Origin of the sequence: Mesorhizobium sp. M1050, assembly GCF_040318715.1 — a bacterium.
Taxonomy (GTDB): Bacteria; Pseudomonadota; Alphaproteobacteria; order Rhizobiales; family Rhizobiaceae; genus Mesorhizobium.
Map to the genome: position 1 here is coordinate 76410 of NZ_JAMYMV010000006.1, position 21298 is coordinate 97707.

Below are 21298 nucleotides of genomic sequence, written 5' to 3' on the forward strand. Positions count from 1 at the left end.
CCTTTGGCTTTCAGGCGCCGGATGGCGTCTCTTCCAGCTTGGCCGCCTTGGTGCCGATGGTCATCGCATTGCCGCGCCACTCGACGGCACCGCCGAGCCAGCCGCGCGCCCACATCGCAGGCAGGATCAGGTCGCGCGTTACCATCGCCGCGACCATGCGTGGCGACAGGCACCAGCCCTTTGACCAGGCCAGGACGCACTCGGGAAGGTAGAAGGCCGCCAGCACGGCAATGGCGGTTGCCCAGGGGCTGATGCCGGCGCTTGCCGCCGCAATCAGCGCCAGCACCAGCGGCACCACCGCGCCAGTCAGGATTTCAGGCGCGAAGAACAGCGGAAAGGTGACGCGGCGCAGGCGCGCCCAACGGGCCTGGCGCGACCAGATCTCGCCAAATGTGCGCCGGCCGAGCGGCTGCTCGAAAGGCGCGGCGACGAGATTGACGCGCAGGCCGAGGCCATTGACCAGCTTGGTCGCGGCGGCGTCCTCGGCGATCTCGGCGGCCAGCGCGCGAATGCCGCCATTGGCATCGAGGATCGGCTTGTTCCAGAGCATGCTCTTGCCTTGGGCAAAGCCAAGGCCAAGCGCCTCGCCCGCATATTGCCAGCGCGCCTGCAGCGTGTTGAGGAAAGCGCATTCGACTTCAGCCCAGAAGCCGGCCGGTCGCGAGCCGATTGGCGTCGAGCAGACAAGGCCGGTATTGGGTCGCCATGCAGCCATCAGGTGCTGGACGTAGTCTCTCGGCATCAGCACGTTGGAATCGGCCAGGACAACCCAGTCGTGCCGCGCCGCTTCCCAGCCCTTGACGCAATTGTTGAGCTTCGGATTGGCGCTGATACGGTCGTCGCCGACCAGCAGCCGGGCCGGCACCTTGGGAAACCGGGCAATCGCCCTGTTTATCAGCCTGACCACTGGATCGTCGGCATGGGCAACACAGAAGATCAGCTCGTAACGCGGCCAGTTGAGCGAGAAGGCGCGCTCCAGCGTCTCGAGGGTGAACGGCTCAACGCCACGCGACGGCACGACGATCGACACCGGCCGCGGCTTGCCGGCCGGCGGCGCCATAGCGCGGCGCCGTTTCAGACGCGAAGCCGCAAGCACGATGCTGGCGAGATTTGAGAGGATGAGAGCAATTGAAAGCGTGGCGACTACGAGAGTGAGTTCCATCGAGATCCGGTAACTCCAGGAAAGCCGCCCACCAGAACAATCTAGGGGCATGACGACAGATCTCAACAGTTCGACGGAGCGCCCGAGTCGCGCAGCATTGATCGGCACACACCATCATTGACCATCGTCACGTGTCACTTAAATGACATTCTTTGCCGGCACCTGCCCTGCAGACCGCGACGATAGGACGCGCACCGTTGACCGGCCATCACGGAGCGCCGAAAGTTACCGGATTGTATTGGAGCCGCTTATGTACAGCGCCGTCACGCGCAACATCGAAGTGCAGGTCAGGCCGTTCTATCTGGAGGATCGCTCGGATCCGTCCGAGAACCGCTATGTCTGGGGCTATCAGATAACGATCGACAATCAATCGGACGATTCCGTCCAGCTGTTGTCGCGCTATTGGCACATCACCGATGGCACTGGCCGGGTCGAAGAGGTACGCGGCCCTGGCGTCGTCGGCGACCAGCCCGAACTCAATCCCGGCGACAGCTACCAGTACACGTCCGGCTGCCCACTCTCGACACCGTCCGGCATCATGGTCGGGCACTACACGATGCGCAACAAGCGGGGCGAGACGTTCGACATCGCCATCCCCGCATTTTCACTCGACCTGCCGGGGACGCGGCGGACGGTGAATTAATTTGCCTCACCGGCCGCAAGGCAGCCGGCGAGGCGTGTTTTTCTCTACTGCGCCGCAAACTCCGCCGGGTCGAAGTCATATTGCTTCGAGCAGAATTCGCAGGCGACGTGGATGCCGCCGTCCTCTGTGCTGTCCTTGATCTCCTGGGCGGAAAAACCCTCGAGGATGCCGCGGATCTTGTCCCGGGAGCACGAGCACAGGTCGGCGACCGGTACGCCGCCGAAAACGCGCACGCCGTGCTCGTGGAACAACCTGTAGAGCAGCCGCTCGGCGCCGATCGTCGGATCGATCAGTTCGGTCGGCTCGATGGTGCCGAGCAGCGCCAGCAACTCGTGCCAGGAATTGTCGGCCGGATCGTGGATCTCCTCGCGCGGATCGCCATCGCCGCCCGGCAGATCCGGCACGCGCATGCGCTCGGGCGACTGCGGCAGGAACTGCGCCAGGATGCCACCGGCGCGCCACTGCTCGCGGGTGCCGCCCAGGCCGGGCGTCAATAGCTTGGCCACCGACAGCCTGAGATCGGTCGGAATCTGCTCCGACTGACGGAAATAGGTGCGCGCCGCATCTTCCAGCGTCTCGCCGTCGAGTTGGACGATACCCTGATAGCGCTGCGTGTGGGCGCCCTGATCGATGGTCAGCGCCAGCACGCCCGTGCCGAGCATAGTCTGCTGGGACGTTTCGCCCGCCGCGACCAGCGCCTCCAGCCGGTCGGCATCGAAACGCGCATAGGCGCGCAGCGCCGAGGGCGTGGAAAAATCCGCGACCAGCATGTCGACAGGCCCGTCGGTGCGGGTCTGCAGGATGAACTTGCCCTCGAATTTGAGCGAGGTGCCGAGCAGCACCGTCAGCACGCACGCCTCCGCCAGCAGCCGCGCGACCGGCTCGGGATAATCGTGGCGACTGAGGATGGCATCGAGCATCGGCCCGAGTTGGACGGTGCGGCCGCGCACGTCGAGCGGGCCGACTTCGAAGGGCACGACATGATCGTCGCCGGCGTAGCCGAATTCGCCGAGTTTGGGGTGATGTTCAGTCACTCGATAGGTTTCCAACATAACAAAGCTCCAGGGCGCGGCCATGCCGCCCTCTCGGGAGCATGCGTCGAAACGCGCTTGATTTGCGTGATGCGGCGCAAATAGGCATCACGCGCCCGGAGATCAAGCTCCCAGAGATCAAGCGCCGAGGCACCAGGCGAGCACGGCCTTCTGGGCATGGAGCCGGTTCTCCGCCTCGTCGAAGACCACCGAGTGTGGCCCGTCGATGACCTCGTCGGTCACCTCCTCGCCGCGATGCGCCGGCAGGCAGTGCATGAACAGCGCGTCCGGCTTGGCCCTGGCCATCAGCTTGGCATTGACCTGGTAGGGCGAGAACACGTTGTGGCCACGGGCGCGATGCTCCTGGCCCATCGACACCCAGCAATCGGTGACGATGCAGTCGGCCTGGTCGACGGCTTCCTCGGGCGAGCGGGTGAAGTGCAGCTTGCCGCCATGCGCCTGCGACCAGTCGATATGCTTTTGTGCCGGTTCGCTGCCCTCGGGGACGGCGACGTTGAGATTGAAGCGGAAGCGCGCAGAGGCCTCGAGCAGCGAATGCAGCACATTGTTGCCGTCGCCGGTCCAGGCGATGGTCTTGCCGGCGACCGGACCGCGATGTTCCTCGAAGGTCATGATATCGGCCATCAGCTGGCAGGGATGGGTATCGTCGGTCAGTCCGTTGATCACCGGAACGGTAGCGTTCTCGGTCAGCTCCAGCAGCCGCTCATGCGACGTGGTGCGGATCATGATCGCGTCGACATAACGCGACAACACCTTGGCGGTGTCGGCAATGGTCTCGGAACGGCCGAGCTGCATCTCGGTGCCGGTCAGCATGATGGTCTCGCCGCCAAGCTGGCGCATGCCGACGTCGAAGGAGACGCGCGTGCGCGTCGACGGCTTGTCGAAGATCATCGCCAGCACCTTGCCTTCGAGCGGCTTGGTGCGCTCGCCAGCCTTGAGGCGGGCCTTTCGCACCACCGCATCGTCCAGCATCAGGCGCAGATCGCCTTCTGAGACAGCGGAAAGATCGGTGAAATGGCGAACTGACATCAGCAATGGTTCCGGGATTACTTCGCGGCGGCGGGGGGGCTCGCCGCCCCCAGGCCCGTGGCGCCGGCGCGGCTGCGGGTGGGGGGGGGGGGGATGTCGGCGTCGGTGACGGTTAGCGGCGGCAACAGGCGAATGACGTTGTCACCGGCCGGAACCGCCAGCAGGTGCTGGTCACGCAATGCCAAGTTCACCTTGGTGTTGGGCATGGCGCATTTGAGGCCGAGCATCAGCCCGGTACCCCTGATGTCCTCGATGACCTCGGGAAACTCGTCGGCGACCGACGCGAGCCCCTGCTTCATCAGCAGCGCCTTGCGCTGGACGTCCTCGAGGAAGCCCTCTTCCAGCACCACGTCGAGCACGGCGTTGCCGACCGCCATGGCCAGTGGATTGCCGCCGAACGTGGTGCCATGCACGCCTGCGGTCATGCCGACGGCCGCTTCGTCGGTTGCAAGGCAGGCGCCCATCGGGAAGCCACCGCCAATGCCCTTGGCGATCGCCATGATATCGGGGGTGACACCGGCCCATTCATGCGCGAACAGCTTGCCGGTACGGCCAATGCCGCACTGAACCTCGTCGAAGATCAAGAGCAGCCCGTGTTGCTCACACAATTGCCGCAGCCGCTTCAGCGATTGCGTCGGCACCTGCCTGATGCCGCCCTCGCCCTGCACCGGTTCGATCAGGATCGCCGCCGTCTCCGGCGTGATCGCCTTTTCGGCGGCGTCGATGTCATCGAAGCCGACCTGGTCGAAGCCTTCGACCTTGGGTCCGAAACCTTCAAGGTACTTGTATTGACCACCCGCCGCGATGGTCGCCAGGGTGCGGCCGTGGAAGGCGCCTTCGAAGGTGATGACGCGAAAGCGCCCGGGGTGTCCGTTGACGAAATGGTAGCGCCGCGCCGTCTTGATCGCGCATTCGAGCGCCTCGGCGCCGGAATTGGTGAAGAACACCTTGTCGGCGAAGGTGGCGTCGACCAGCCGCTCGCCCAGCCGGCTCTGCCCCGGAATCTCGTAGAGGTTGGAGACATGCCACAGCTTGGCTGCCTGTTCGGTGAGTGCGGCGACCAGATGCGGATGGCTGTGGCCCAGCGAATTGACGGCGATGCCGCCAGCGAAATCGAGATATCGCTCGCCCTTGTCGGTAACCAGCCAAGTGCCTTCCCCATGGTCGAAGGCCAGGGGTGCTCGAGCAAAGGTCTCGTAAAGCGCCGAACCGCTCATTATATGCGTCTCCGGTACCGGAAAATCAAAAAAGCCGCCAAAGCGGCGGCTTGTGCGGCTTATCGTGTTTTTCGGCCATGAAGTCAACGAAAACGTCGCGTAGTGGCGCGCGGCAAGCCCTCTGACGAGACGCCGGCTCATAAGCGACCGGGCAAGTTGGGGAAAACCGAAAAAACCGATTCGTGTTGCACTTGGGACTCTTGTCACCGAGTCAGCGCATAAGGTAATTGTAGTCGAGAAATAACTAGATTTCGTGCGGCGGACCTAATCACCAGATATATGTGGTGTCTGCCCCGGTAAATGTTGCCGGGTCGGGAGTGGATTCCGATTGCCGCACGCTTAGCAGGAGCGCGGTCTCATGAACTGGACTGACGAGCGGGTAGAACTTCTCAGGAAATTGTGGTCGGAGGGTCTGAGCGCAAGCCAGATTGCCGCGCAGCTTGGAGGGGTCAGCCGCAACGCGGTCATCGGCAAGGTGCACCGGCTGAAACTGTCGGGCCGCGGCCGTTCGACCGCCACCCCGGCACGCCAAAAGAAGGCGACGCAAGGGGCGACGGTTCAGAAATCGGTGTCGCGCGCAGCAACTGCCGTGCGTCACGTCACGACGTCGATCGGCGCGACGGCCCTGCAGACGCAGTTCGACGCCGAACCGGTGGCGCGCCACTACATCCGCCCGGTCGAGAATGTCGTGTTGCCGATCTCGCGGCATCTACAACTCGTCGAGCTGACCGAGCGGACCTGCAAATGGCCGAACGGTGATCCGCTTTCCGAGGACTTCCATTTCTGCGGCAACGAGGCCGCCGAAACCGGTCCCTACTGCAAGTATCACGCCCGCGTGGCGTTCCAGCCGGCATCGGAGCGGCGGCGGAGTCGCTGAGCGAATAGCGAATAGCGAATAGCGAATAGCGAATAGCGAATAGCGAATAGCGAATAGCGAATAGCGAATAGAAACGGCTGGCTTTTGTGACAGGAAGCAAGCCGTTTTTTGTGCTACTCCCTATTCGCTATTCGCTATTCGCTCTCTTTCACAGCCACCCATTCTTGCGAAATCGCCAGTAGAGGAACGTGCAGATCAGCGCGATCGTGGCCAGCACCATCGGGTAGCCGTATTCCATCTTCAGTTCCGGCATATCGCTGAAATTCATGCCGTAGATGCCGGCGAATGCCGTCGGCACCGCCAGGATGGCTGCCCAGGAGGCGAGCTTCTTGGAGATCGCCGTTTCCTGGCTCTGGCCGACCAGCAGGCTGGCTTCGAAGGCGAACGCCAGCACCTCGCGCAGGCTGTCGATCTTCTCCTGAACGGTGCGAATGTGATCGGTGACGTCGCGAAACAGCGGGTGCATGGCTGTATGAATTTGCGGCAGCTCGGCACTGGTCAGCCGACGGCAGACTTCGACCAGCGGCAGCGCTGCATTGCGCAGGCGCAAAAGATCGCGGCGCAGCATATAGAGCCGCTCGATGTCGGGACCGGTCATCGGCTTCAGCAGAACCCTGTCCTCGATCACTTCGACCTCGTCCTCGATCTGCTCGAGCACCGGCATGTAATTGTCGACGATGAAATCGAGAATGGCGTAGAGGACGAAATCCTCTCCCTTGGCCAGCGAATGCGGGCAGCTTTCCCAGTGCTGACGAACGGCGGCATAGGACGTCGAGGGGCCGTGCCTGACGCTGACAATATAGCCGCTGCCGACGAACAAATGGGTCTCGCCGAAGGTGACCCGGCCGTCGATCAGCTGCGCGGTGCGGGCGACGATGAACAAGGCATCGCCATATTGCTCGATCTTCGGCCGCTGGTGCGGGTGCTCGGCATCCTCGATCGCCAGCTCATGCAGGTGAAATTGCGCCTGGACGCGCAGCAGCAGGTTGCGATCGGGCTCGAGCAGGCCAATCCAGACGACATGACCGGATTTCTTTGCCCATTCGCCGGCTTCCTCGATAGGAATGTCGGCAATGCGACGTCCGGCCGTGTAGACGCCGCAAGCGATAATGCCGGAAGCCGACGCAGCCTCCGGGATCAGGTTCCGAACGTTTTCCATCACGACCTCCCGAAACAATCCACGGACGCGGATAGAGGCAAAGCCCGGAAAGCTTAGCTTAATTCGTGTGCCGGTTCGAGAGGCGGCCGTTCACTTCCCCGGCAGCGTCTCGGAAAGGCCTATCTTGTCGGTCTTGTCGCCCTTGGGCCGCTCAGCCGGCAACTGCTCGCCTGTGACGGTATAGTAGATGGTCTCGGCGATGTTGGTGGCGTGATCACCGATACGCTCGATGTTCTTGGCGCAGAACAGCAGATGCGTGCAAGGCGTGATGTTGCGCGGGTCTTCCATCATGTAGGTGAGCAACTCACGAAACAGGGACGTGTACATAGCGTCGATCTGGTCGTCGCGGTCGCGAACGAAGCCAATTTTCTCCACGGACCGCGATGCGTAGACATCGAGCACTTCCTTGAGCTGGGCCAGCGCAAGGTTGGCCAGGGCCTCAAGGCCGCGGAACAGGCTGGTCGGCTGGCGTCCGTCGGTGACGGCGACCACCCGCTTGGCGACGTTCTTGGCGAGGTCGCCAACCCGTTCGAGGTCGGCGGAGATGCGAATGGTCCCGACGATCTCGCGCAAATCCGTCGCCATCGGCTGACGCCTGGCAATGATGATGATCGCCTTATCGTCGATTTCGCGTTGCCCTTCATCCAGCACGGCATCGTCGCGGATAACCTTCTCGGCCAGGCTAGGATCGGCATTGACCAACGCGGCGATCGCTTGCTCGACCATGCGCTCGGCATGGCCACCCATCGCAGCGATGCGCTTCGACAGATATTTCAGCTCGTCGTCATAGGCGCTGACGATGTGCACGGACTGCATGGCAATATGCCTTCCCACGGGGTGCTTTTTGAGTCGTTTCCTCGAATCCCCGCTGATACGCTAGCCGGATGACAGAAAAAAGAAACCGTCCCCTCGAAAACTAGGGCGATATCAATGCGTCGGCAAATGAACCGTGAAGGCGGCGCCCTTGCCGACCTCGGACTTGATCGAAAGCCTGGCGTTGTGGCGCGTCAGGATATGCTTGACGATCGATAGGCCGAGGCCGGTGCCCTTCTGGGTCCGGCTGGTCTCGACATCGACGCGATAGAAGCGTTCGGTGATGCGCGGAATGTGCTCCTCGGGAATGCCGGGGCCAAAATCCCTGATGGTCACGTCGATGCCGGGCTCCGAGCCGGCATCGCTGTGCGCGATCGACACCGTGACGCGCCCGCCCGACTGCCCGTATTTGCAGGCGTTTTCCAGGAGGTTCTCGAAAACCTGGAAGAGCTCGTCGCGATCGCCGGGTACATCCAGCGGCCCATCGGCATAATCCCGCTCGATGGCAACGCCGTTTTCCTTGGCCAGCGGTCCGAGTGAATCGATGACGCTGTCGACTGTCTCGCGCAGATCGACCTCGGTTCCAGGCTTCAGATAAGGCTTCATTTCGAGCCGCGACAACGACAACAAGTCGTCGATCAGACGCGCCATGCGACCGGTCTGGCTCTGCATGATCTGCAGGAACTGATCGCGCGCCGCCGGGTCGTTGCGGGCCGGCCCGCGCAGCGTTTCGATGAAGCCGGCGATGGAGGCGAGCGGCGTGCGCAGTTCGTGGCTGGCGTTGGCGATGAAGTCGGCGCGCATGCGGTCTATCCTGCGCGTTTCGCTCTGGTCCTTGAACACCAGCACATACAGATCGGTGGCGTGACCGACCGAGGATGCGCTCACCCGGTAAGCCCGTTCGACCGGCAGCTTCTCGTTGTAGTCGACGACATCGGAGGCGACATCACCCGATAGCACGCCATCCAGCAGAGCCTGCATTTCCGGCGCCCGGAACTTCAACGACAGCGACATGCCCGGCGCGATCCCGCCGAAGGCGGCGAAGGCGGCGGCATTGGCATGGACGATGGTGGCGGTCCGGTCGAAGATGATCAGCGGATCGGCGACGGCGGCCGCCAGATATTCACCGGAGAGCCGCTGCAAGCCGGTGGCCTCGATGGCGGAGCCGCTCTCGGTGGACCGGCGCGTGCCGGCGGCCGGCAGCATTGCCGCAGCAAGCAGCATCAGCAGTGCCGCGAGGACGACATAGGCTGAAATCGCGGCCAAGGCATAAACAGCGACAACCGCAACGACACCGGCCGCAAGCAGCCAGCGGCTGTTCCACAGCCGGGTGGCTACGGTTTGCGCGATGCTTCTCTGCTCTGCGTCCAGGTCAGCCATCTCTCGCGCGCCCGCACCCCATGCCTTCGCCCCCGATTGTAGGGCGACGGAACCTTCCGCTGGACCGGTCCAGCGCATGACCCAAAATCGGAGATCGATTTTCTGAAAGGATCATGCGCAAATCAAAAGTGCTACAGCGTCCTTTGCCCGTCCAAAGCGGGCGCGGCGCTGCAGCACTCCCAATAGCATGAGTCCGGAAGCTGGAAAGGGTTCGTCTCGATGAAAAAAGCCAAGGAAGTTTCAGCTGCACCGACTTCGGGGCCGCTGAAGATCAGGGTCGATGGTAAGGAACGGGCGTTCGACATCGAAAACCCCACCCTTCCCGACTGGGTCGAGGACAACAAGCTGACCGCCGGCGGCTATCCCTACGACAGGAAGATGAAGAGCGAGGAGTATGACGAGACGCTCGAGAAGTTGCAGATCGAGCTGGTCAAGGCGCAGGCGTGGCTGCAGTCGACCGGCAAACGGGTGATGGCGCTGTTCGAGGGCCGCGACGCCGCAGGCAAAGGCGGCACGATCTTCGTGGTGCGCCAGTACCTCAACCCGCGCACGGCACGCAACGTGGCGCTGACCAAGCCTACCCCGACCGAGATGGGGCAATGGTACTTCCAGCGCTATGTCGATCATTTCCCGACATCTGGCGAATTCGTCACCTTCGATCGATCCTGGTACAACCGCGCCGGCGTCGAGCCGGTGATGGGTTTCTGTACGCCGCAGCAGCACGAGCAGTTTCTTGACGAGACGCCGCATTTCGAACGAATGATCTCCAACGAGGGCATCCACTTCTTCAAATTCTGGCTCAACATCGGCCGGGAAACGCAGCTGGAGCGCTTCCACGATCGCCGCTTCAGCCCACTGAAGAGCTGGAAGTTTTCACCGATCGACGTTGCCGGCATCACCAAGTGGGACGATTACACCGAGGTGCGCGATACCATGTTCGAGCGCACCCACAAGGAGTTCGCGCCGTGGATCATCGTGCGGGCCAATGACAAGCGGCGCGCGCGGCTGGCGGTCATGCGGCGCATCCTGATGTCGCTGCCCTATGACGGGCGCGACCTCGACGTGATCGGCAAGGAGGACAAGAAGCTCATCGGCGAAGGGCCGTCGTTCCTGGGCAAGCAGGATTGACTTTTTGCGCCGCGCAGCCAGGGGCACGCGGCGATGCTTTTCTCCTCGTTTGTCCTAAAGCGCATCGCGTCGAAGCGGATTCATGCGCCGCGCTTTAGATCTTTGTTTCCATGCATGTCGTGTCTCAAAACGGGGCCACTTTTGAGCGACATGCATTAGGCTGCCAGCCAGGCGATGCGCTGCAATCGCCGCAGCGTGGTGTCGTCCTGCAGCGCCTGCTGGAAAAGCGAAATCTCCTGGTCGATACGGTCGCATAGTACCTGCGTGTTCCCCTTCAGCAGGCCGCGCGTCTGCAGCAGGGCGGCGACCGGCTTCTTGACAAGCTGCCTTGCCCGGCCGAGCGCCGCTTCCTCGACGCTGCCGCCCGGCACGATCTCCGCGACGAGGCCGAGCGCCCTGGCATCTGCGGCGCGAAGCGTATCGCCGAGGCAGAAGAAGCGGAAAGCACCGGCGTAGCCAAGCTTCTGCGGCGCCAGAATGCTGGTCGCCGCATCCGGCACCAGGCCAAAATCGACGAATGGCACCCGGAACGTGCTTTCATCAGACGCGATCACCATGTCGCAATGGAACAGGATGGTGCAGCCGACCCCGACGGCATCGCCGTCGACGCAGGCAAGGATGGGCTTTGGAAATGTCGCCAGCGTGCGGAACAGATCGGTGACGGCGGCGATCAGTTTCTGGTGTTTGCTGGCGTCGAGGAATTCGGAGAAGTCGCCGCCGAGACAGAAGCAGCCTGCCAGGCCACGCAGTACGACGACGCGCACCTCCTCATTGTCGGCGGCTTCATGGAAAGTCTTTGCCAGGCTCTCATAGGCTCTCCTGTCCAGCACCGGCCGGCTGTCACTCGATGACACGGTGACCACCAGCGTGTGGTTGCGAAGTTCAGGTTGCGGATGTGTGCTCATGATTGTCTCCGATCTCATGACGCACGCCTTTGCCCGAGCATGTCGGGGTATCCCCTGGTCAGCACCGGAGCAAAATGATTGCGGCGCGAACGCACCACGTCGAGCGTGTGCGCGTTGAAGGTCAGCAAGGTGGCTACGACCTGCTGGTTGCCATAGGTGCGCTGATAGCCCAGCGGGGTTGCCAGGAAATGCAGTTGCAATGCACGCAGCACCCACATCGGCTCGAACTCGATGATCACCTTGTCGACGCCGCGCTTCAGCCCCCACTCGACGAAGCCGGCGATCAATTCGGTGCCGACGGTTGAAACGCCGCGGCGGCCATCGCGGAAACCGGGAGCCACCGCATAGCGGGTCAATTCCCAGATGTTTGGGCCCGATGGCGGCGTTCCCTCGGAAAGGTCGGTCAAAACCTCGGTCAACAGATGTGGCCGCGTGGTCGGCAACATCCTTTGATAGCCTGCGACTTCGTTACCTCTGACGACGATCTGATGGACGGCCTCGTCATGATCGAACTGGTCGCGTTCGAGTCCGTCGGGGCGCCTAAGATCATCCCACCCCATCTCTTCGACGAATATCTTGTAGCGCAGCCGATGAACAGCCTCCCAAAGCTCGGGACGTTCCATCAATTCCTGGGTTGTAAGAGAAAAAAGCATTTCCGCCGTCTCCTGTGTTCAGAGGAAGATACGGCCGTGCTTCGATGAGAAAATTGCGTGATCGCGTAGGCAAGAATTTCCAGGCCGGCACGGCCGACCTAGCTAATATAGCCGCGCCTTATCGCTTCCGCGACGGCCTGGACCCGGTTGACGGCACCGAGTTTGCTTTTGGCGTTAAGAAGGTGTTTCTCCGAGGTGTGCTCGGAGATGCCGAGGATTTGCGAAATCTCCCATTCGGACTTGCCGACGGCGGCCCATTGCAGGCATTCGCGCTCGCGCGGCGTCAGCACGATATGATCGACGGTCTTGCTCGCCATGGTGTGGAGTTGCATGGCGCGGCCAACCGCGTAGGTCGACACCAGCGACACCTGGCCAAACTCGGCAGCGGACAATTCCACGGCCTCGCCGCCCAGCGACACCATGACGATCTGGCCGTCGAGCGTGATCAGCGGGAAGGCCAGTCCATCGCGCAGTTTGAAGGCACCGGCATCGCCCATCACCTCGCCGCTGCTCTTGTTTATCTGAATGCTCTGCGAGGCGTCGCGCCACTGGAAGGGCGCCTGCAACTGTTTCATATGGCTGACGACCGGGTCGTGATCGACATAGTTGCGCGCGACGTAGCGCTCCAGCCACTCGCCAGGCCAATCGCAGAGAAGCACATGCTGCTTTTGCTGGCCGGCCGGCGTGCCCGGCTGCGGGACGGTTCCCGCCATCAGTGCGGTGAGACCGAAATCCGACGTTATACCCAGCAGCGTTTCGCAGACTGCTGCCGCCGTTGCGGCGTGCTGCAGTTGGTCTATGAATTCCAGCGTGCGATCGAACTGACTCATCGCAACATCAACCCCATGTTGCCTCATGCATTGCAGCCGATGATGCGTGCCTGATTTACACTTTGCCACCGACCACGGATTGCAACCGCATGCTTATTCTGTGGCTTCGACCCTGATCTTCCCACCAAGGCGGCCAAAGCTGATTTGCAAACCGGCTAATTCATATCCTGAAATCGGCGTGTTCAAAATCAAAAACCATTGTGCCTGTCCCATTTTCATACGAAAACCGGTGCGAGCACGACCGTGGCGGAGTTTTATCTTGGCGTTCCAGTGGAGGTCCTTCGCCCTTGCGATGATGATCGGATTGCTGTCGTTCGCCGTTGGCGCGCGCGCCGCGGCGCCTCAAGTTCCGGTTCTATGGGATGCCAAGGAGCGACTGCCCAAGCCAGACCTTTCGGCGCTGCCCCGGCTGAGATTCCTGACGACCACGGATTTCCCGCCCTTCAATTTCCTCGATGGCTCGGGAAAGCTGTCCGGGTTCCATATCGATCTGGCACGCGCCATCTGCGCCGAGCTTGGCATTGTCGAGAAATGCCAGATCCAGGCCTTGCCCTGGGCCGAGCTGGAAGGCGCACTGCAGAAGGGTGAAGGCGAGGCGATCATCGCCGGCATCGCCGCAACGCCGGAATCGCGCGCGACCTATGCCTTCTCGCGCTCCTATCTACAGTTTCCGGCGCGATTCATCATGCCGAAGAGCAAGGCGCTGGCCGAACCTATCTTTGCCAAATTGCGCGACAAGCGTGTCGGCGTGGTCGCCGGCTCAGCGCATGAGCGCATGCTGCGCGACTATTTCAACACCGTTCAGATCGTCCCCTTCGACAGGCCGGAAGACCTCTATGCCGACCTCAAGACCGGCAAGCTCGACGCCGCCTTCGGCGACGGCATGCGCCTGGCCTTCTGGCTGGGCGGCTCGGATGCGGCGAGCTGCTGCCGCTTTGCCGGCGGTCCCTACCTGGCGCCCGAATATCTGGGCTCGGGCATGGCCATCGCCACCCGGGCTGACGATCCGGCACTGGCCGCCGCGCTCGACTACGCGCTGCAGGAGATTTCGATGAAAGGCACGTTCGCCGAATTTTATTTGCGCTATTTCCCGGTCAGTTTTTTCTGATCCGGTCCCCGTCAGATTTTGCTAGGACGCTGCTGATATTCAGGTGAGCGTACGCAGCCGCGCCTTGGCGGCGCGGCCGATCGCAGCCACCGTCAGCGTGTCGAGATCGAGCTCACGCCGGATCAGCTGCAACACCCGCACTTCCTCCATGCGCATTTCAAGATCGACGGCGGCCACCTCGAAGGCGGCGGCATAGGCAGTGTCGCGCAAGCGCTCGGGCAGGGCCTCGGCGACTTCTGCCAGAACGCCTTCCAGCCCATCCTTTTCGTGCAGGCGCTTCTGGCAGGCCTGGGCGACACTGACCAGCCGGTCGTGATTGAAATCCTCGAATACCGGCCAGGAGCGGACAACGTCGCCGATCCTGGCCAGTTCGACATCGGTCATGTCACGATCGGAGGCCGAGGTGATGACCATCAGGTAGATCAGGGCTTCATGCGGCGTCGGCAATTTTTTCTCCTTCAACCGGGACTCGAACGTAGGAATGCACAATCTGCATCGCAAGGAAAAAGCGCCGCACGCGTTGACGCTCCGGCAATGCACGCCTAGAGACCGGATTGAACAACCCCTGCTCCGGCCCCCGCCTTAAATGACTTGGGCCGGTGGACAATTTGGATAAAGTGACATGGCGGGATCAAACATCATCGATCTCAATCCCGAGGTGCTGGCGGCCGCGACCGAGAGCAAGGCGTGGCCGTTCGAGGAAGCCAAAAAGATAATCGAACGCTACAAAGACGCCGACTTTCCCCAAACGATCCTGTTTGAGACAGGCTACGGACCGTCCGGCCTGCCGCATATCGGCACATTCGGCGAGGTGGCGCGGACGTCGATGGTGCGCCATGCCTTCCGTGTCCTGACGCAGGATAAGGTTGCGACCAAGTTGCTGTGCTTTTCAGACGATATGGACGGCATGCGCAAGATACCCGACAGCGTGCCGGACCGCGCCGCACTCGAGCCGCATCTGCACAAGCCGCTGTCGTCGGTTCCCAATCCGTTCGGCGGCGACTATGCCAGCTTCGCCGACCACAACAACGCGATGCTTTGCCGCTTCCTCGACACGTTCGGCTTCGACTACGAGTTCGCCAGCGCGACGCAATATTACAAGTCCGGGCGTTTCGACGCGATGCTGCTGCGCGCTGCCGAACGCTATGACCAGATCATGGCGGTGATGCTGCCGACGCTCGGCCCTGAGCGCCAGGCGACCTACAGCCCGTTCCTGCCGATTTCACCGAAGAGCGGCCGCGTGCTTTACGTGCAGATGAAGCATGTCGACGCCAAGGCCGGCACCATAACCTTTGACGACGAAGGCACCGAGACCACGCTTTCGATCACCGGCGGCCGCGTGAAGCTGCAGTGGAAGCCGGATTTCGGCATGCGCTGGGCAGCGCTTGGCGTCGATTTCGAGATGTTCGGCAAGGACCACCAGACCAATGCGGTGGTGTACGACCGCATCTGCAACATACTGGGCGGACGGGCTCCGGAGCACTTCGTCTACGAACTGTTCCTCGACGAGAACGGCCAGAAGATCTCGAAGTCGAAGGGCAACGGGCTGACCATCGACGATTGGCTGACCTATGCGCCGACCGAAAGCCTCGGGCTCTACATGTACCAGCGGCCGCGGCAGGCCAAGAAACTGTATTTCGATGTCATCCCGCGCGCCGTGGACGAGTACTACACCTTCCTTGCCGCGTATCCACGGCAGGACTGGAAGGAGCGGCTGGGTAACCCTGTCTGGCATATGCATGACGGCAACCCGCCCGCCATCGACATGCCGGTGCCGTTCTCGCTGCTGCTCAACCTGGTCAGCGCCTCCAACGCGCAGAACAAGGATGTGCTGTGGGGCTTCATTTTACGCCACACGCAAGGCGTGACGCCGGAGACGCATCCCGAGCTCGACCAGCTGGTCGGCCACGCGATCCGCTATTTCGACGACTTCGTGAAGCCGACGAAAACCTTCCGTCCGGCCGACGAAGTCGAGCGCGAGGCATTGCAAGCTCTCGACGCGGCGCTCGGCGCGCTGCCGGATGACGCCAATGGCGAAGCGATCCAGAACGCATCGCTCAACGTCGCACGCAGGATCGAACGCTATCAGGATCATTCCAAGCAAAGCCCGGAAGGCGGCCCCGGCGTCTCTGGTGCCTTTTTCCAGATGATCTACCAGGTGCTGATCGGCCAGGAGCGCGGTCCGCGCTTCGGATCGTTCGCAGCACTCTATGGCATTGCCGAAACGCGGGCGCTTATTGAGCGGGCGCTGGCTGGTCAGCTGGCTTGAGAACGCCGTCCACCTCTTCCAGGATCGAACTCGGCGCCTGAGGCGCCGGGCTTGGCGCGGCCGGCATTGCCGGCATGCCGGACAGATCGGGAGCCGATCCGAAAATGCCCTTCTTCGCCGTGCGTGCCTTGTCGCCGGCCTCGACATAGGGTCCACCGTTGGCGGCGCGCGCCCAGCCGTTTTCGACCAGCCATCGACCGACATCCTGCTTGCCGATCCGGCATTCGGCGGCGATCAGGTCGCGACCACCGTCGGGCGGTACGCTGCAAACCACCGCACGGCCGCGCAGGAAGGCACGGAACGCCGTCCGCGCCCGGACGCCGCATGGCCAGGATTTGCCGTCATCACTGCAAACCTCGTCCTGACTGACGATGTCGATGCCGGAAACCGCGATCGAGTAACCCTTCGCTTCGATCCGGCCGGCGGCCGGCGCGACCGGCTGGAACAGCTTTGTGCCGTTCCAGTCGTCGGGCATTTTCGGTTTGGGCGGCACGGCCAGGGCCAGCTTGCTCAGCGGCTCGCGCGGCTCGACCCGTTCCAGTTCCTCGGCGGCACGCTGAGGCGGTGCAACGAGCTCGGGATCGATCGCCCTCGAATGCGGCGCAAGCTTCGGCGGCTGTGGATCTGAAATGGCCGAAGTGGCCGGCTCGTCGGGCACCGTCTCGGCGCCTTGCTGCGAAATCGTGTCGGCGCCCGCATCAAGCTGGTCCAGCACGACAACGCTGTCGCTTCCTTTCAGCGTGCGGCCGCCCGTGACGACCATGGTCGCCATCACCGGGACCATCAGAACCGAAAGGGCAACATGAAGGAGACGCACCAGCCGACCTACTGGCTTGCCCATACGATCCGCGCCACCCATTCGACATCGCGCATGGGAATATCGCGGTCGGGATGATCGGGATTGAGCGAGACCAGCGCAATCGACTTGACGGTCTGGCGCTCCAGCACCTTGGCCATGACCTCGCCGGCGGTGGTCTTGACGACGACGCGATCGCCCTTGCGGGTGATGGCGCCCGGTTCGACGATGAGGACATCGCCATTGCGGTAGAGCGGCAGCATGGAATCGCCCTGCACCTGCAGCGCATAGGAGTTCTCGGTGGATTGCGCCGGCAGTTCGACCAGATCCCAGCCCTGCCCGGCCGGAAAACCGGCATCGTCGAAGTAGCCGCCGGCGCCCGCCTGGGCAAAACCGAGCAACGGCACGGAGCGTGTGCGGGCAAGGGCGGCGGCATGGCTGGTCGCGGCTCGGCCTTCGATCAGGCCGGTGAATTCATCGAGCGAAGCGCCCGTCGCCTCGATGATCTTGGCCAGCGATTCGGTCGAAGGCCAGCGCGGCCGGCCGTCCGACGACAGACGCTTCGACTTGTTGAACGCAGTGGAATCGAGCCCCGCGCGCTTGGCCAAACCCGAGGCCGAAAGCGAATAGCGCTCGGCAAGAGCATCTATGGCGGCCCAGACACGGTCATGCGAGAGCATTCTTGCTCTCCTTCAAACAGGAAAAAATACCTTTTTCGCTTCTAACCCGGAGCCATCCTCTTGTCCACAGTGCAAGGCTGCCTCACGCCGCCTTTCTGGTCTCGCCCTTCGTATAAGGATCGAAGCGCTCGTAGAAGCTTTCGCCCTTCTCGGCCATGTCGAGCAGCAGCTTGGGCGCCTTGAACTCGGCGCCGTATTTCTTCTGCAAGCCCTTGGCGATCTTGACGAATGCCTTGGCGCCGATGCCGTCGATATATGACAGCGCGCCGCCGGTGTAGGGCGCGAAACCGAAGGCCAGGATCGAGCCGACATCAGCCTCGCGCGGGTCGGTGACGATACCCTCTTCCATCACCCGGGCCGCTTCCAGCGCTATGGTGACCAGCAGTCGCTGCTGCAGTTCCTCATAGTCGACCTTCTCCGGCGCCAACTGCGGATAGAGCTCCTTCAGTCCCGGCCACAGCTTCTTCTTGGCCGGCTTGGCGGGATAATCGTAAAAACCTTTGCCGTTCTTGCGGCCGAAGCGGCCGTGATCGTCGACCATGGTGTTGATCAGCGCCATCTGCTTCGGATCGACCGCCTTGTCGCCGAGATCCCGGATGATCTGCTTCATGATCTTCTGGGCAAGGTCGATGGCCGTCTCGTCGGTCAGCGCCAGGGGTCCGACCGGCATGCCGGCGGCCTTCGCGGCATTCTCTATCATCGGCGCCGGAACGCCTTCGATCAGCATCTTGTAGGCTTCCGACATGTAGCGCAGCACGCAGCGGTTGACATAGAAGCCGCGCGTGTCGTTGACGACGATCGGCGTCTTCTTGATGGCACGGACGAAATCGATCGCCGTGGCCAGCGCCTTGTCACCGGTCTTCTTGCCCAAAATGATCTCGACCAGCATCATCTTGTCGACAGGGGAGAAGAAGTGGATGCCGATGAAATTCTTTGGCCGCGCCGAATTCTTGGCCAGCGCCGAGATCGGGATGGTGGAGGTGTTCGACGCGAAGATCGCCGATGGCTTCAACACGGCCTCCGCCTGTTCGGTGGCGCTCTTCTTGACACCCGAGTCCTCGAAGACCGCCTCGACCACCAGGTCGCAGCCGGCAAGGTCTGCATAGTCGGCTGTCGGCGTGATCAGCGACAGCAACTTGTCCTTCTCCTCGGGCTTGGCGCGGCCCTTCTTCAGTTGATCCGAGATCAGGCTGTCGGAATGTGCCTTGCCCTTGGCGGCCGACTCCATGTCACGATCGAGCAGCACCACCGGGATGCCGGCCTTGGCGGTGACGTAGGCGATGCCGGCGCCCATGAAACCGGCGCCGAGAATGCCGATCTTCTTGAACTTGGTTTCCGGCACGCCGGCCGGGCGGCGGGCGCCCTTGTTCAGTTCCTGCAGCGAGACGAACAGCGAGCGAATCATCGCCGCCGCTTCCCTGGTCTGCATGATCTCGGTGAAATAGCGCTGCTCGATACGCAAGGCGGTGTCGAACGGCACCAGCAGGCCTTCATAGACGCATTTGAGGATCGCGGCAGCAGCCGGATAGTTGCCATATGTCTCGCGACGCAGGATGGCGATGGCCGGCGGCCACAGATTGAAGCCGGCGGGCGAATAGATCTGGCCACCGGGCAGTTTGAAGCCCTTCTCGTCCCATGGCGCCACCGGCTTCAAGCCATTCCTGATCATCGCCTTGGCCGTTTCGACCAGCTTGGCGGGCTCGGCAATCTCATGGATCAGGCCCATCGACTTGGCCTTCTGCGGCGACAGCGTCTGGCCGGAGGTCAGCATCTGCAGCGCCTGCTGCTGATCGGTCAGGCGCGGCACGCGCTGGGTGCCGCCGGCGCCCGGGAAGATGCCGATTTTCACCTCGGGAAGCGCCATCTTGACCTTGTCGCTGTCGGCGGCAACGCGTCCGTGGCAGGCCAGCGACATCTCGAAGGCACCGCCCATGCAGGTGCCGTTGATCGCCGACACCCATGGCTTGCCGCAAGTTTCCAGCTTGCGGAACAGGCCGGTCATCATGCCGGCATTGTCGAACAGCGCCTTGGTGGCCTTTTCGGCGTCCTTATCCTTTTCAGCGGCGAACGTGGTCAGCATCTTCTGCAGCAGTGTGATGTCGGCGCCGCCGGAGAAGGTATCCTTGCCGGAGGTGATCACCGCGCCCTTGATGGCGGCGTCACCCGTCACGTGATCGACGATGGCGTTCAGTTCCCGCATGGCTTCTTCGGTGAAGACATTCATCGATCGGCCCGGCATGTCCCAGGTGACAAGCGCAATGCCGTCGGCGTCGACGTCGAGGGTGAAATTTGTATAGCTCATCGTTTCTCTCCCGTCAGACGCGTTCGATGATCGTTGCGGTGCCCATGCCGGCACCGATACACAGCGTCACCAGGGCGGTATTCAAATCACGACGCTCGAGTTCGTCCAGCACCGTGCCCAAGATCATCGCACCGGTGGCGCCGAGCGGATGGCCCATGGCAATGGCGCCGCCATTGACGTTGATCCTGTCATGCGGAATGTCGAACGCCTGCATGTAACGCAAAACCACCGAGGCGAAGGCCTCGTTGAGCTCGAACAGGTCGATGTCGGACAGCTTCATCTTGGCGCGCTTCAACAGCTTCTCGGTGACGTCGACCGGACCGGTCAGCATCAGCACCGGTTCGGAGCCGATGTTGGCGAAGGTGCGGATGCGGGCGCGCGGCTTGATACCCATCGCCTTGCCGGCCTTCTTCGACCCGAGCAGCACGGCCGCCGCACCGTCGACGATGCCGGACGAATTGCCGGCGTGGTGGACGTGGTTGACCTCTTCCACCTCAGGATGCTTCTGCACGGCGACGGCATCGAAGCCGCCCATTTCGCCAGGCATGACGAAGGACGGGTTGAGCGAGGCCAGCGACTGCATGTCGGTCGACGGGCGCATATGCTCGTCATGGTCCAGGATGGTCAGGCCGTTCTGGTCCTTGATCGGAATGACGGATTTCTTGAAGCGGCCGTCGGCCCAGGATTTTGCGGCGCGCTTCTGGCTCTCGACCGCATAGGCGTCGACGTCGTCTCTGCTGAAGCCGTATTTGGTGGCGATCAGGTCGGCGGAGATGCCTTGCGGCACGAACCAGCCGGGCAGGCCGACCGAGGGATCCATGAACCAGGCGCCGCCGGAGGCGCCCATGCCGACGCGCGACATCGATTCGACGCCGCCGGCGATGACGATCTCGTCGGCGCCCTGCGCGATCTTGGCGGCGCCGAAATTGATGGCATCTAGCCCCGAGGCACAGAAGCGCGAGATCTGCATGCCCGGCGCCTTGGTGTCGTAGCCGGCCTCGAAGGCGGCGGCACGCGGAATGACCGAGCCCGCCTCGCCGACCGGATCGACGCAGCCGAAGATGATGTCGTCGACAGTGCCGGTGTCCAGCCCATTGCGGTCGCGCAGCGCCTCGAGCGTCTTGGCGGCAAGCCGAACCGCCGGCACCTCGTGCAGCGATCCGTCCTTCTTGCCCTTGCCGCGCGGCGTGCGCACGGCGTCATAGACATAAGCTTCGGCCATCTCTTGCTCCTTGGTTTATCCGACGGTTTTAGATTGATGCATGTCGATCTCCCAAAACCGGAACCACTTTTGG

At 62.5% G+C, this 21298-nt stretch carries 20 protein-coding genes; 5 read left to right on the plus strand and 15 right to left on the minus strand.

The annotated features are described in order from the left end of the window. Positions 1–10: 10 nt before the first annotated feature. Positions 11–1162, minus strand: a complete 1152-nt coding sequence (locus NKH57_RS05470) for a ceramide glucosyltransferase (RefSeq protein ID WP_352601332.1) — start codon at positions 1160–1162, stop codon at positions 11–13. Between the two features lie 250 nt (positions 1163–1412). Between NKH57_RS05470 and apaG the strand changes: the two genes are divergently transcribed. Further along, entirely contained in the window at positions 1413–1805 is a 393-nt protein-coding gene (gene apaG, locus NKH57_RS05475; RefSeq protein WP_023758044.1) for a Co2+/Mg2+ efflux facilitator ApaG/CorD, read from the plus strand. 44 nt (positions 1806–1849) lie between these two features. Here apaG and NKH57_RS05480 read toward each other — a convergent pair whose 3' ends face one another. The 3 genes from NKH57_RS05480 to NKH57_RS05490 form a co-directional block, all read right to left on the minus strand. Then, positions 1850–2881 carry an Hsp33 family molecular chaperone gene (locus tag NKH57_RS05480; RefSeq protein WP_352830366.1) on the minus strand — a complete coding sequence of 344 codons (1032 nt, stop codon included), beginning with the start codon at positions 2879–2881 and terminating at the stop codon, positions 1850–1852. A gap of 93 nt (positions 2882–2974) precedes the next feature. After that, entirely contained in the window at positions 2975–3886 is a 912-nt protein-coding gene (argF, locus tag NKH57_RS05485) for an ornithine carbamoyltransferase (protein WP_031259776.1), read from the minus strand. A gap of 17 nt (positions 3887–3903) precedes the next feature. Continuing rightward, positions 3904–5103 carry an aspartate aminotransferase family protein gene (locus NKH57_RS05490; RefSeq protein ID WP_352942417.1) on the minus strand — a complete coding sequence of 400 codons (1200 nt, stop codon included), beginning with the start codon at positions 5101–5103 and terminating at the stop codon, positions 3904–3906. A gap of 358 nt (positions 5104–5461) precedes the next feature. Between NKH57_RS05490 and NKH57_RS05495 the strand changes: the two genes are divergently transcribed. Next, complete coding sequence (locus NKH57_RS05495) at positions 5462–5980, plus strand: GcrA family cell cycle regulator (protein WP_023758048.1); 519 nt, start codon at positions 5462–5464, stop codon at positions 5978–5980. Positions 5981–6128: 148 nt separating this feature from the next. On the opposite strand, the gene NKH57_RS05500 is transcribed toward NKH57_RS05495, so the two are convergent. The 3 genes from NKH57_RS05500 to NKH57_RS05510 form a co-directional block, all read right to left on the minus strand. Beyond that, positions 6129–7139 carry a magnesium and cobalt transport protein CorA gene (locus tag NKH57_RS05500; protein WP_023758049.1) on the minus strand — a complete coding sequence of 337 codons (1011 nt, stop codon included), beginning with the start codon at positions 7137–7139 and terminating at the stop codon, positions 6129–6131. Positions 7140–7229: 90 nt separating this feature from the next. Then, positions 7230–7955: a phosphate signaling complex protein PhoU gene (gene phoU, locus NKH57_RS05505; protein ID WP_023758050.1), complete on the minus strand. Its 726-nt coding sequence runs from the start codon at positions 7953–7955 to the stop codon at positions 7230–7232. A gap of 111 nt (positions 7956–8066) precedes the next feature. Further along, positions 8067–9332, minus strand: coding sequence for an ATP-binding protein (locus tag NKH57_RS05510; protein ID WP_352942422.1), 1266 nt, complete (start codon positions 9330–9332; stop codon positions 8067–8069). A 219-nt stretch (positions 9333–9551) separates the two neighbouring features. On the opposite strand from NKH57_RS05510, the gene ppk2 reads away from it, so the two are divergent. After that, positions 9552–10460 (plus strand): polyphosphate kinase 2, encoded by a 909-nt coding sequence (gene ppk2 / locus NKH57_RS05515; RefSeq protein ID WP_352942425.1) that lies wholly within the window; start codon positions 9552–9554, stop codon positions 10458–10460. 155 nt (positions 10461–10615) lie between these two features. Here ppk2 and NKH57_RS05520 read toward each other — a convergent pair whose 3' ends face one another. From NKH57_RS05520 to NKH57_RS05530, 3 genes are all read right to left on the minus strand, one after another. Next, complete coding sequence (locus NKH57_RS05520; RefSeq protein WP_352942428.1) at positions 10616–11365, minus strand: enoyl-CoA hydratase-related protein; 750 nt, start codon at positions 11363–11365, stop codon at positions 10616–10618. 14 nt (positions 11366–11379) lie between these two features. Then, positions 11380–12018 (minus strand): acyl-homoserine-lactone synthase, encoded by a 639-nt coding sequence (locus tag NKH57_RS05525; protein WP_352601343.1) that lies wholly within the window; start codon positions 12016–12018, stop codon positions 11380–11382. A gap of 98 nt (positions 12019–12116) precedes the next feature. Next, positions 12117–12848, minus strand: coding sequence for a helix-turn-helix transcriptional regulator (locus NKH57_RS05530; protein ID WP_352726976.1), 732 nt, complete (start codon positions 12846–12848; stop codon positions 12117–12119). 295 nt (positions 12849–13143) lie between these two features. On the opposite strand from NKH57_RS05530, the gene NKH57_RS05535 reads away from it, so the two are divergent. Further along, on the plus strand, positions 13144–13956 hold the full coding sequence (locus NKH57_RS05535; protein WP_502905861.1) for an ABC transporter substrate-binding protein: 813 nt from the start codon (positions 13144–13146) through the stop codon (positions 13954–13956). A 39-nt stretch (positions 13957–13995) separates the two neighbouring features. Here NKH57_RS05535 and NKH57_RS05540 read toward each other — a convergent pair whose 3' ends face one another. Next, entirely contained in the window at positions 13996–14403 is a 408-nt protein-coding gene (locus tag NKH57_RS05540; protein WP_023758057.1) for a tellurite resistance TerB family protein, read from the minus strand. Between the two features lie 175 nt (positions 14404–14578). Between NKH57_RS05540 and NKH57_RS05545 the strand changes: the two genes are divergently transcribed. Continuing rightward, positions 14579–16225 (plus strand): lysine--tRNA ligase, encoded by a 1647-nt coding sequence (locus NKH57_RS05545; protein ID WP_352726980.1) that lies wholly within the window; start codon positions 14579–14581, stop codon positions 16223–16225. Here NKH57_RS05545 and NKH57_RS05550 read toward each other — a convergent pair. The 4 genes from NKH57_RS05550 to NKH57_RS05565 form a co-directional block, all read right to left on the minus strand. Further along, positions 16191–17042 carry a thermonuclease family protein gene (locus NKH57_RS05550; RefSeq protein WP_352727139.1) on the minus strand — a complete coding sequence of 284 codons (852 nt, stop codon included), beginning with the start codon at positions 17040–17042 and terminating at the stop codon, positions 16191–16193. The two genes, NKH57_RS05545 and NKH57_RS05550, sit on opposite strands and share 35 nt — an antisense overlap. A gap of 8 nt (positions 17043–17050) precedes the next feature. Beyond that, on the minus strand, positions 17051–17701 hold the full coding sequence (locus NKH57_RS05555; RefSeq protein WP_023758060.1) for a S24 family peptidase: 651 nt from the start codon (positions 17699–17701) through the stop codon (positions 17051–17053). Between the two features lie 82 nt (positions 17702–17783). Then, a complete protein-coding gene (locus NKH57_RS05560) occupies positions 17784–20003 on the minus strand; it encodes a 3-hydroxyacyl-CoA dehydrogenase NAD-binding domain-containing protein (RefSeq protein ID WP_352942434.1) in 2220 nt (739 codons plus the stop codon). A gap of 13 nt (positions 20004–20016) precedes the next feature. Continuing rightward, a complete protein-coding gene (locus tag NKH57_RS05565) occupies positions 20017–21225 on the minus strand; it encodes an acetyl-CoA C-acetyltransferase (RefSeq protein WP_352942436.1) in 1209 nt (402 codons plus the stop codon). Positions 21226–21298: the final 73 nt, after the last annotated feature.